Genomic DNA, 12,591 nt, shown 5'->3' on the forward strand with positions numbered 1-12,591 from the left:
GAAAAAAAATTTCAAGTGGTGATATTTTATACTTTACGCCCAATTATCAAGCAAAAAAAGTGATTTTATACGTAATTTGATATAAAAAAGGTGGCTAACAATAGCCACCTTTTGATTTTACAATAATATCAATTACTGTTTAGCAACGATTTCGTCATTTTCTACATCTAAAACGACAGGTTTACCTGGTAATAACTTACCTGACAAGATTTCTTGTGCCAGAGGGTTCTCAATTTCCTGCTGAATTGCGCGTTTCAATGGCCTTGCTCCGAAGATTGGGTCAAAACCAGCCTCCCCAATTTTCTCCAGTGCAGCAGGTGTCGCACTGACTTCATAACCGTGCTCTTCAAGACGTTTATATAAACGAGCCAATTGAATATTGGCAATATTCGTAATTTGCTCTTTACCTAATGGATGGAATACAACAACTTCATCTATACGGTTAATAAATTCAGGTCTGAAACTATGGGATACCACTTCCATCACCATATCTTTCATTTCTGAGTAACCAATCATGCCAAATCTTTCTTGGATTAAGTCAGAACCCAAGTTAGATGTCATGATAATCACCGTATTACGGAAGTCCACTGTTCTACCTTGTCCATCCGTTAAACGCCCGTCATCAAGCACTTGTAATAAAATGTTGAAAACATCAGGGTGTGCTTTTTCAACTTCATCCAATAAAATGACTGAATATGGACGACGTCTAACCGCTTCAGTTAAATACCCACCTTCTTCGTAACCGACATACCCTGGAGGTGCGCCCACTAAACGTGATACCGTATGTTTTTCCATAAATTCAGACATATCGATACGAACCATTGCATCATCGCTATCAAACATGAAATTTGCTAACGCTTTACACAATTCAGTTTTACCTACCCCTGTTGGCCCTAAGAACATAAACGAGCCAATTGGGCGGTTCGGGTCTGATAACCCTGCACGACTACGACGAATTGCATTCGATACTGCAACTACCGCTTCATCTTGTCCAATAACACGCTGATGGAGTTGCTGTTCCATACGTAACAGCTTTTCTCTTTCACTTTCTAGCATTCGAGATACAGGGATGCCAGTCCAACGAGCTAAGATTTCAGCAATTTCGACATCTGTTACTTTATTACGTAACAGTTTCATGCTTTTGCCTTCAGCTTTGGTTGCCGCTTCAAGCTGTTTCTCTAATTCTGGAATTTTACCGTATTGCAATTCGGACATTTTTGCCAAATCACCCATACGGCGTGCTTTTTCCATCTCGATACGTGTATTTTCAAGTTCAGCTTTAATATGCTGAGTACCTGTTAATGATGCTTTTTCAGCTTTCCATTCTTCTTCTAACGCAGAGTACTCACGTTCTTTCTCTGCGAGCTCTTCTTCTAACATCTCAAGACGTTTTTTACTTGCATCATCCGATTCTTTTTTCAGCGCTTGCTGTTCAAGTTTGAGCTGAATAATACGGCGTTCCAGCCTATCTAAGGATTCAGGTTTCGAATCCATTTGCATACGTAAACTTGCACCCGCTTCATCAATTAAATCAATCGCTTTGTCAGGTAACATACGGTCAGTAATATAGCGATGCGATAACGTTGCCGCTGCCACAATCGCAGGGTCAGTTATTTGCACGTGGTGATGCAGTTCATAACGTTCTTTTAAACCACGTAAAATAGCAATTGTGTCTTCAACGGATGGCTCAGCCACATACACTTTTTGGAAACGACGCTCTAATGCAGGGTCTTTCTCAATGTATTGGCGATACTCATCCAATGTGGTAGCGCCAACACAGTGTAATTCACCGCGAGCCAACGCAGGTTTTAACATGTTACCCGCATCCATCGCACCATCTGCTTTACCTGCACCAACCATGGTGTGTAATTCATCAATAAACAGAATGACGTTACCTTCCTGTTTGGCAAGATCATTTAGAACAGCTTTCAGACGCTCTTCAAACTCACCACGATATTTCGCACCCGCAATCAGCGCCCCCATATCAAGGGATAATACACGTTTGTTTTTTAACCCTTCTGGAATTTCACCATTAACAATACGTTGTGCTAACCCTTCAACAATTGCTGTTTTACCTACACCTGGTTCACCAATCAGCACAGGGTTATTTTTAGTACGACGTTGCAGTACTTGAATGGTCCGACGTATTTCTTCATCTCGACCAATTACTGGGTCTAATTTGCCTTGCTCTGCACGTTCAGTTAAATCAACCGTATATTTTTTCAAGGCTTGGCGCTGGTCTTCAGCGCTTTGGTCATTCACTTTTTCTCCACCACGCATCTGTTCTATTGCCTTTTTTAAATTATCTTTATTAACACCTGCTGCTTTGAGCATGTCTGCTAATGTCGTATTGGCTTCTAAAGCGGCGACAAGAAATAATTCTGAGGAGATAAATTCATCTCCGTGCTTTTGTGCCAACTGATCACATAAATTCAAATGACGCATTAAGTCACTTGATGGTTGAACATCTCCCGCAACACCTTGCACTTGAGGTAAACGCCCTAATGCATCTTCGACTTTTTGCTGGAATTGTACGGCATTCACGCCTAACGTCGTCAGCAATGGACGAACTGTGCCACCCTCTTGATTAAACAGGGCACTTAATAGATGAATAGGTTCAATAAACTGGTTTTCGCGCCCAAGGGCTAGTGATTGGGCGTCAGCGAGAGCTTGCTGGAATTTATTAGTTAAACGGTCCAGACGCATAACACCTCCAATAAATGAGATTAAATTTGCTACTGGATACTAGATGAGGTCAGTTTTTAAATATTCAAGTTTTGCAAGGAATTATTTTTGATATATCCGTTAATTTAGAACAAAACCCCAATACTAGGTATTTATCCATATCAATGAAGCCATCCTGCCGGTTTTTCCTTCCCTTCGATAGGAAAAAAATCTGTTTTCATCTGTTACTGTACAAAAATCACCACCATAGACCTTCGTTACGCCAGCAGCCCGTAGTTTTTTACGTGCTAATAAATAAATGTCAGCGAGATATTTATCATTATAAGAAACAAAAGCAGAGGCTAAATCAGATGATTGATTAACAAAAGCCTCTTTGACTTCCTTACCGACTTCAAATTTCTCAGCACCAATAGCGGGGCCAAGCCAAGCGATAATTTCATTTGCAGGGCTAATAAATTGATTGATTGTATTTTCAAGAACCCCATGACATAGCCCGCGCCACCCTGCGTGGGCTGCTGCCACTTCCGTTCCTGCTTGATTAGTCAATAACACAGGCAAGCAATCCGCAGTCATAATGGCACAAACTTGGCCAACCTGATTACTGTACACGGCGTCCGCTTGCCTATTATGAATTTTATCACCAACAAGCTGAAGCACATCCGTTCCATGAACTTGCTCAAGCCAAACTGGTTGTTGTGGTAGCTGAGCAAGCGCCTCAAGGCGTTGACGATTTTCACTGACGGCATTGGGTATATCCCCAACATGATCACCTAGATTCAAGCTATCAAAAGGTGGCAGGCTCACACCACCCACTCGAGTTGTACTACAGCTAGCTATGTTTTTAGGTTGCGGCCAATCAGGGAAAATCAATGTATTCATTACCAGTCCATATCGTCTTTATGCAGTTCAGTGTCTGCTTTTAGAGCTTCTATAAGCTTAACCATATCATCAGGTAACGGTGCATGCCACTCCATTTGAATACCTGAGATTGGGTGATATAAGCGTAACATGGTGGCATGCAGTGCTTGCCTATCAAAATTACGCATGACCTCTAAAAATTCTTCAGTCGCCCCTTTTAGTGGACGCGGGCGGCCACCGTATAAAGGATCACCAATTAATGGATGATTGATATGAGCCATATGAACACGAATTTGGTGAGTTCTGCCCGTTTCCAGACGTAAACGTAAACGAGTATGGGCTCTAAAGTGTTCCATCACACGATAATGCGTTACAGCGGGTTTGCCCATTGGGTGCACAGCCATATGGGTTCGTTTAGTTGGATGACGAGAGATAGGTTCTTCTACCATGCCACCCGCTGTCATACGGCCGACCGCAACCGCTTCATATTCACGCGTAATTTCTCTACGTTGCAATGCTTCTACAAGGTGTGTTTGAGCTGGAACTGTTTTTGCGACAACCATTAAGCCTGTCGTGTCTTTATCTAAACGATGAACAATACCTGCTCTCGGCACATCAGCAATTTCAGGATAACGATATAACAACGCATTAAGAATTGTACCGTCTGGATTTCCTGCTCCAGGGTGGACAACTAAATCACGCGGTTTATTAATAATTAGGATATCTTCATCTTCATAAATCACATTAAGTGGGATATCTTGTGGTTCCCAGCGATTATCTTCTTCAATGAGGGCGTCGATTAAAATTTGTTCGCTGCCAAAAACTTTTTCTTTTGGCTTATTGATAACTTTGCCATTAACCTGCACTCTATCAGCTAAAATCCATTCTTTTATGCGAGAACGTGAATAATCAGGGAACAATTCGGCCAAAGCCTGATCTAAACGTTGACCAAGCTGTGATTCAGCGATAGTTGCACTAAGTTGTACTTGTTGAGCCATAAATTAATCTACTTTTTGGTGTTTGTATTTTGACGGCAGTGCCGTTTCATTTAAAATATATGCTATTGTAACTCGAATTTTGCCGGGAGCCTTATGGATAGACTCCCTCGAAACACTCAGAGGATAACCTACACGTGATGATACGTATGAAAAATCTGGTGGCTGCAGCCACGTTGAGCCTGATTTTAGTCGGCTGTTCCAGCACTCCTGAAGTCAGCCCTGATAGCACCCCTGCTGAAATATATGCAACGGGTCAGCAAAAATTACAGGACGGCAATTTTAAAGCAGCGATTAAACAATTTGAAGCTCTTGATAACCGTTATCCATTTGGTCCATATGCTCAGCAGGTTCAATTAGACCTGATTTATGCATATTATAAATCAGCAGAGCTGCCAATGGCGATAGCCGCAATTGACCGTTTCATGCGTTTGAACCCAACTCATCCAAATATTGATTATGTCCTCTATATGCGAGGCTTAACCGCGATGGCTCTGGATGATAGCTTATTGCAAGGCCTCTTTGGTATTGACCGCTCAGACAGAGACCCACAGCATGCACGAGTTGCATTCAAAGATTTCAGTCAGTTAGTTCGCTACTATCCTAACAGCTTATACTCCAATGATGCGAGTAAACGATTAGTCTTCTTAAAAGACCGCTTAGCGAAATTCGACCTTTCTGTTGTCGAATACTACAACAAACGCGGTGCTTATGTCGCGGTTGTTAATCGTGTTCAACAAATGCTAAAAGACTACCCAGACACAGAAGCAACACGTAATGCCTTAGCATACATGGAAATTGCTTATAATGAGATGGGGCTAAACCAAGAAGCGAATAAAGTTGCGAGTATTATTGCTGCAAACCCACAATAATATCATCGTGCGATCTAAAACAGCAGCCAAGGCTGCTGTTTTTCTTTGCTAGCGGCGATTTAGTTGCTTGCTCATTTAGGGTACTAATTTTAACCCAAAAAAAGTTCCGGCTATTTACCGTTCCCCTAGCCAACCCAATCAGTGTCCCTTAATCCATTCATTTTGGCAATGCTTTTTCGCCCCTTTTTTATGTGAAATCACACTTCAGATAGCTGTTACTCTTCCCCTGAATGAGATGTGATCTACATCAATTTTTTCTTAGCAAGAACGGGTATTCTGAAATCAACAAAGACGGAAACAATGAGAGGTAACTATATGATAGTGAACATTACTAGCAAACAAATGGATATTACCCCAGCGATTCGTGAGCACATTGAGAGCCGTCTAACAAAACTCGATAAGTGGCAAGTATCTCTAATAAATACGCATGTCGTATTATCAAAAGAGCCACAAGGTTTTATGGTTGATGCCAACATAAAAACAGCGACAGGAAAATTGGTCGCAAGTGCCAAGCATGAAGATATGTACGTTGCAATTAATGAACTAATTAACAAACTCGAAAGACAACTTAATAAAGTGCAACATAAAGGAGAATCAAGAAGAGCATATAATAGTGTAAAAGAAGCGAATAATACTGTTACGTTATAATTTTATATTATCTATCAACTAATCTTGAACCTTATAAACGCGCTCACCATGGGCGCGTTTTTTTATGTTTATGATCCTTACCTATTGACTTCTTAGTGAGTATCGGGTTTATTTAAATTGAATCTGACTAAAGGTGTTCATATGAATCTTAATTTTGTTTTCTTTTTCTTCTTTAGCAACTCCTAATTGGGGGCTTTTGTCGTTCGAGAAAGAAAAGAAGACAAAATTAGAAAGCCCCCTCTAGGGGGCTTTTTTTATATCATGATATTAACAGGGTGGGCAGCATGGAAAACAGCACTAATTTATTAAAAGTAAGAGAGAAAATAAGTCAACTGGATAGTGAATTACTAAATCTTTTAGCAAAGCGCCGTGGTTATGCTGTTGAAGTCGCTGAAACAAAAATTGATGATAGCCGCCCTATTCGTGATAAAGACCGTGAGCGCCAGCTTCTTGATGTTTTAATCAACAAAGGCAAACCGCTAGGGCTTGATGGCTTTTATATCACTCGCCTATTCCAGATGATTATTGAGGACTCTGTTCTTACGCAACAGGCTATTTTACAAAAGCATTTAAATTTAACCCCTAGTGATACCGCGCGTTTCGCATTTTTAGGGCCGAAAGGTTCTTATTCACACATTGCGGCACGCCAGTACTCAGCCCGTCATTTTGACCAACTAGTTGAATGCAGTTGCCATAAATTCCAAGATATTTTTTCATTAGTTGAAAATGGGCAAGCGGAATATGGCATTTTACCAATAGAAAACACCAGTTCGGGCGCAATTAACGATGTTTACGATTTACTGCAAAATACATCATTATCAATCGTCGGAGAGATCCGGCTCCCAATTAACCATTGCCTCTTAACAACAGGAAATACCGATCTCAGCCAGATCAAAACCGTGTATAGCCACCCTCAGCCTTTCCAACAATGCAGCCAATACTTAGCGCAATTCCCACACTGGGAAATAAAATATTGTGATAGCACATCAACTGCAATGCAAATGGTCGCAGACCAAAACTCACCGAGTGTCGCGGCACTTGGAAGTGAAGCCGGTGGCGCCTTATACGATTTAAGCGTAATAGAGCATAATCTCGCTAATCAGCAAATTAACATGACACGCTTTATTGTTGTTGCACCACAACCAATTGAAGTCACTGAACAAGTACCGGCTAAAACAACACTGCTTCTGACCACTGGCCAACAAGCTGGTGCCTTAGTTGATGCATTAGTTATTTTGAAAAATAATAAGATAATCATGAGCAAGTTAGAATCACGCCCAATAAATGGAAAACCATGGGAAGAGATGTTTTATGTTGATGTGCATGCCAATTTACGTTCAGATAATATGCAACAAGCTTTAAGAGAGCTTTCAACAATTACTAGGTCAATTAAAATATTAGGCTGCTACCCATCCGAAAATGTGGTTCCTGTTGAACCTGAAAAAATTACGCCTTAATTAAAATATAATTAGGCTGCATTTTTTCAGTGCAGCCTACTAAACTGAAACTATGCTCTCACTTCAGGTTGATAATTCGAAGATTTGACTCTGAAATAATTGACTAGTTCCTTCAAATGGTACGCCTGTTCATTCAATGAGTCCGCTGCGACAACAGATTCCTCAACTAAACTCGCATTTTGTTGTGTGGTTAAATCAAGTTGCCCTACTGCACTATTGATTTGAGAAATTCCATCGCTTTGCTCACGACTAGCCTGCCCAATTTCACGTAGTAACGCATTCATCTCTTTTACACTATCAACCATGCCATGTATTTGCTGAGTCGCTTTTTCAACAAGTTCCATACCCTCTTGCGTTTGTGACGATGAGTTTTCAATCAACCCACGAATATCACTCGCTGAAGCCGCACTTTTTTGTGCTAATAATCTCACTTCTCCGGCAACAACGGCAAAGCCTCGCCCATGTTCACCGGCTCTTGCCGCTTCAACGGATGCATTCAATGCTAAGATGTTGGTTTGAAATGCAATTGAGTCTATTAGATTAATAATTTCTGTCATCTGTGATGATGATCCATTGATTGCACGCATTTTATTCGTTACTTGACTCATCATGTCGCCATTGTTTTGTACAATAATTGCCGCTTGGTCTGCAAGCATGCTAGCTTCATGAGTGTGCTCAGTCGTGTTTTGAACGGTTGAAGTTATTTGTTCCATTGAACTGGCCGTTTCTTCAACTGATGCAGCCTGTTCTTCGGTGCGCGCCGCCAGGTTTTGGTTCCCCGCGACAATTTGCCCTGCTGCTGCCGAAATACTTTCAGAACCTTGTTGAACCTCTTGAACGATTTCCAGCAAGTGCTCTTTCATATCATTAAGTGCATTTAACAATACACCCGTTTCATCTTTTGAGGTGACCTGAATATCTTTAGTCAGATCCCCATTTGCAATTGACTGCGCGAAATTAACCGCATTTTCCAATGGCCTTGTGATAATGTTCGTAATATACCAGCCCATTACGCAGCCCGCGCCAATACTCAAGATTGATAACACAGCTAGTAATAGTTTATTGTTTTCATAATCCGCATTCACTTTACGGCCAACCTCTTGCATTTCCAAATCTTGGATAGCCATTAGCGTTTGAATTTGATCACGATAATCACGTTGAATACTAGACGTTTTAGTCATCATTTCATCAATAGCAGCTTGGCGATTATTCTCTAATAAAAAGGTATTGATGCGAGTAATTGATGAATGAAACTGTTGGCGAATAACACGCAAATCAGCCAAGACTTCTTTAGAGCGATCATCTGTAACGTTATTTTCTAAGCTTTCCATCAATCCATTAATTTTTAATGTAATTTTAGCCAACTCTTCTCTGCGTTTATCACTACCACGATCATCAAGTAAAATTAGCTCTTGGATCCCTATAAAAGAATAAAAGTTATCCATCATTTGCCCTGCGGTAGAGGCAATAGGATAACTTTCATACAGGACTTGTTTCATGCCATCATTAGCTCGGTTCATATTGGCTAAAGAAAAAAGTGAACTTAGGATAATAAGCGCAACAAAACCACCAAATGCTACCGTTAACTTCATACTAATTTTGAGATTTTTAAAAGACATATATTTACCACGCTAACCATCATTTAATGAGTAGTGTTATCGGTAAAACAGGTGAAATCTTTATCATATAAATCGATCGATTTATAAATATTGATTTTAAAAATTGATTAATTTGAAATTAGATAGTGAATAAATTCAGTTTTTATCTGATTAGCATATTATTCGATAGAAATTATATAGATAAGTACAATTACCTATTTTAAATAAACATTCTTGGTGAGATTAACTGAAATAGAAGAACATAGAAGGTAACAAAAAATTAACAAGAAAATAAAGCCCTCTACCGCTATAAAACACGATAGAAGGCGGGATGATTATTTTCGATTATCGTTTGCTCGTTGCAGTAATGATTGGCTTTCTTTCATAAAATGATGGGCATCTTCACCGAACCACTGGCTAATTTGATTAAATTGGCGAATAAATTCCGCTTTATCTTTTTTCTCCAGTAGCGCTATTGAATCACCTAACAATTGATGATATCTGCGTATCAATTCAACATTTTCATTTGAAGACATAATAATGTCTGCATAGAGTTGAGGGTCTTGAGCAAACAGCCGCCCAACCATCGCGAGCTCTAAACGATAAATAGGCGATGATAAATCAAGTAATTGCTGTAAATCAATATTTTCCTCAGCAAGATTTCGCCCGTAAGTAAATGTTGTAAAGTGGCGTAATGCCTGAATAAAGCTCATGTTTTTATCATGCTCTTCGGCTGAGATTTCTTTCAAACGTGCCCCCCAAACTAATAACTGTTCAAGAAACCACTGATAAGACTCCGAGCCACGGCCATTACAGTAAGCAAATACTTGCTTTGCAACACTACCAATATCAGGACCAAACATCGGGTGAAGCCCAAGTACTGGCCCATCATGGGCCGCTAACATCGCTTCTAATGGCTGTTGCTTAATCGATGCGATATCCATCAAGACCGTGCTTTTATCCAGTTTAGGCAGCTGGTTGATGACTTGTACTGTCAAATGTATTGGTACACTAACCATCACGACGCTCGCACCAGCAACTATAGATTCTGCTTGTGCCCAGTCATCTTCGTTTAATGTCTTAACCTGATAGCCTGATAAATTAAGGAGACGGTGAAATAACCGCCCCATTTTCCCATCACCACCTACAATCACAATTGGGCCAGCTGATGGGTTCAGTGTTTTAAACCCTTTATCATTTTCACGTGCGTAAGATTCGCGCATGATCCGCCTTAGAATATCCTCTATCAGATCAGGTGGGATCCCCATACGCTCAGCTTCGGCGCGACGTGCTGCCAACATGCTTGTTTCTCGTTCAGGCACATAAATCGGTAAACCATGTAAGCTTTTCACTTCACCGACTTCAGCAACCAGTTGCAGCCTTTTTGCTAATAAATCTAATAACGATTTATCAACTTCATCAATTTGTTCCCGTAAATGGGATAACTCAACAGACATACCAATACCTTGATCAGCTCACTTTACTCAATTTTTGCGCACGTTGTTCAAGCACAGGCAACAATGCTTGATGTAATTTACGCAATACCGTTTCCGTCGTTTGCCAGTTAATGCAGGCATCTGTCACTGACACACCGTATTTCATTGTGTCACGGGCTTGTTCAGATGTTTGATTCCCTTCATTAATATGACTTTCTAGCATAATACCTGTAATTGATTCATTACCATTAATAATTTGTTCAATAATAGAATCAACAACTAATGGCTGACGGCGGTAATCTTTATTCGAGTTTCCATGGCTACAATCCACCATAAGGGACGGCTCTAAACCTGCTTTTTTCATTTCCGCTTCACAAGCCGTAATGTCTTCGGCACTGTAGTTAGGCGTTTTCCCACCACGTAAAATGACATGTCCGTTACTATTACCTTTGGTATGTAATAAACAAACTTGGCCAGATTGGTTAATTCCCATAAAACGGTGTGGCATCGCTGCTGCTTTTAACGCATTAATCGCTGTAGATAAACTCCCATCGGTTCCATTTTTGAAACCAACAGGCATAGATAAACCAGATGCCATTTCACGGTGGGTCTGTGACTCAGTCGTTCTTGCACCAATGGCTGACCAACTGAATAAATCCCCTAAGTATTGAGGATTGTTAGGATCCAATGCTTCTGTCGCTAATGGCAGCCCCATATTCACTAAATTGGTCAACAAATCACGAGCAATATGTAGGCCTTTTTCCATTTCAAAAGAACCATCCATAAATGGATCACTAATCAAACCTTTCCAACCTACGGTTGTACGAGGTTTTTCAAAATACACACGCATCACAATATATAAACTATCACTTAATTCTTCGGCTAATACTTTCAGGCGCTCACCATATTCAATAGCAGCATCCACATCATGAATTGAGCAAGGGCCGCATACCACGAGTAAGCGAGGGTCGCGTTGATGAATAATGTCAGCAATCACTTGGCGCGATGTCGCAATGGCATGCAGGTTGCTGCGACTCAGCGGATATTTCTCTTTCAGACTCTCAGGAGTGATTAATACCTGCTCGTCTTGAATATTCACGTTGTTGAGTACATCTTTTTGCATGATCATTTTTTACCTACTTATTAGCTTATATTTGCTTAGTTTATTATTTACGTATTGTGTTTGGGTGTATGAGTAATAACATACCATGCATCGTAAACAATTCAATCCATTTATGTAAAATATTTCCACTACTGTATTTAATTATTTACACTACCATAATAAATTGAATAAATTACAATTTTACATTAATTTAACATTAAAATAATTTAATAGACCAAAGAAAAACAAGCAATCTGTAAGTATTTATTTACAGATAAGCATAAGTTATCAGCTATATTCTAAATAGTTCGAGTTGTAGCAAGGCGGCAAAGTGAGGACATCGCAGGGAGCATACACAAGTATGTGACCTGTGGGGCTGAACGCAGCCAACACGGCTACAACTTGAAATATGACGAATATAGGTATGTGACCTGAGAAGCTGAGTGCTACCAACACGGCTACAATTTGAATTATGAAGAATATAGTGACGAATATAAAAAGGCCCGCAAATGCGGGCCTCTCTCATAACATAACTTTCGGATGTAGCGAAAGCGTATTACTTGGCGTTCAGACGCTCTTTTATACGAGCTGCCTTACCAGAACGCTCACGCAGGTAGTACAGTTTAGATCTGCGAACAGCACCACGACGTTTAACAGCAATGCTATCTACGACTGGAGAGTGAGTTTGGAATACACGCTCAACACCTTCGCCGTTAGAAATTTTACGAACAGTGAATGCAGAGTGCAGACCGCGGTTACGAATAGCGATAACCACGCCCTCGAATGCCTGCAGACGTTTTTTAGAGCCTTCTACGACCCATACCTTAACTTCCACGGTGTCACCCTGACGGAATGAAGGTACGTCCTGCTTCATTTGCTCTTGTTCAAGTTGTTTAATAATGTTGCTCATAATAACTCTCTTACCCTAGGTAAACTGATA

The 12,591-nt window shown here is 40.4% G+C and carries 10 protein-coding genes and 1 other annotated feature; of the genes, 3 read left to right on the forward strand and 7 right to left on the reverse strand.

Going from position 1 to position 12,591, the window contains the following annotated elements:
- Window positions 1-132: 132 nt before the first annotated feature.
- The 3 genes from clpB to rluD form a co-directional block, all read right to left on the reverse strand.
- Window positions 133-2,706, reverse strand: a complete 2,574-nt coding sequence (gene clpB, locus PR834_RS09305; protein ID WP_272536611.1) for an ATP-dependent chaperone ClpB — start codon at window positions 2,704-2,706, stop codon at window positions 133-135.
- A 123-nt stretch (window positions 2,707-2,829) separates the two neighbouring features.
- Window positions 2,830-3,564: a purine nucleoside phosphorylase YfiH gene (yfiH, locus tag PR834_RS09310; RefSeq protein WP_272536612.1), complete on the reverse strand. Its 735-nt coding sequence runs from the start codon at window positions 3,562-3,564 to the stop codon at window positions 2,830-2,832.
- Window positions 3,564-4,541, reverse strand: a complete 978-nt coding sequence (gene rluD, locus PR834_RS09315; RefSeq protein WP_004264836.1) for a 23S rRNA pseudouridine(1911/1915/1917) synthase RluD — start codon at window positions 4,539-4,541, stop codon at window positions 3,564-3,566. Before rluD ends, yfiH begins: the two co-directional genes overlap by 1 nt.
- A 137-nt stretch (window positions 4,542-4,678) precedes the next feature.
- Between rluD and bamD the strand changes: the two genes are divergently transcribed.
- The 3 genes from bamD to pheA all read left to right on the forward strand — a co-directional run bounded on the left by bamD (window position 4,679) and on the right by pheA (window position 7,515).
- A complete protein-coding gene (gene bamD, locus PR834_RS09320) occupies window positions 4,679-5,410 on the forward strand; it encodes an outer membrane protein assembly factor BamD (RefSeq protein ID WP_004264835.1) in 732 nt (243 codons plus the stop codon).
- 315 nt (window positions 5,411-5,725) lie between these two features.
- The gene (gene raiA, locus PR834_RS09325; protein WP_036958924.1) at window positions 5,726-6,058 is read left to right on the forward strand and encodes a ribosome-associated translation inhibitor RaiA; all 333 of its coding nucleotides are present in this window, start codon (window positions 5,726-5,728) and stop codon (window positions 6,056-6,058) included.
- A 140-nt stretch (window positions 6,059-6,198) separates the two neighbouring features.
- Window positions 6,199-6,316 (forward strand) — a sequence feature (Phe leader region).
- A 26-nt stretch (window positions 6,317-6,342) separates the two neighbouring features.
- Complete coding sequence (pheA, locus tag PR834_RS09330; RefSeq protein WP_004264832.1) at window positions 6,343-7,515, forward strand: bifunctional chorismate mutase/prephenate dehydratase; 1,173 nt, start codon at window positions 6,343-6,345, stop codon at window positions 7,513-7,515.
- A 50-nt stretch (window positions 7,516-7,565) separates the two neighbouring features.
- Here the strand turns inward: pheA and PR834_RS09335 are convergent, their stop codons facing one another.
- From PR834_RS09335 to rplS, 4 genes are all read right to left on the reverse strand, one after another.
- Window positions 7,566-9,134 (reverse strand): methyl-accepting chemotaxis protein, encoded by a 1,569-nt coding sequence (locus PR834_RS09335; RefSeq protein ID WP_272536613.1) that lies wholly within the window; start codon window positions 9,132-9,134, stop codon window positions 7,566-7,568.
- A 314-nt stretch (window positions 9,135-9,448) separates the two neighbouring features.
- Window positions 9,449-10,570, reverse strand: a complete 1,122-nt coding sequence (gene tyrA / locus PR834_RS09340; protein ID WP_110592306.1) for a bifunctional chorismate mutase/prephenate dehydrogenase — start codon at window positions 10,568-10,570, stop codon at window positions 9,449-9,451.
- Between the two features lie 13 nt (window positions 10,571-10,583).
- The gene (locus PR834_RS09345; protein WP_094962023.1) at window positions 10,584-11,678 is read right to left on the reverse strand and encodes a 3-deoxy-7-phosphoheptulonate synthase; all 1,095 of its coding nucleotides are present in this window, start codon (window positions 11,676-11,678) and stop codon (window positions 10,584-10,586) included.
- A 529-nt stretch (window positions 11,679-12,207) separates the two neighbouring features.
- On the reverse strand, window positions 12,208-12,561 hold the full coding sequence (rplS, locus tag PR834_RS09350; protein ID WP_004264827.1) for a 50S ribosomal protein L19: 354 nt from the start codon (window positions 12,559-12,561) through the stop codon (window positions 12,208-12,210).
- Window positions 12,562-12,591: the final 30 nt, after the last annotated feature.

The organism is Providencia sp. PROV182, from assembly GCF_028480325.1.
Lineage (GTDB): Bacteria > Pseudomonadota > Gammaproteobacteria > Enterobacterales > Enterobacteriaceae > Providencia > Providencia hangzhouensis.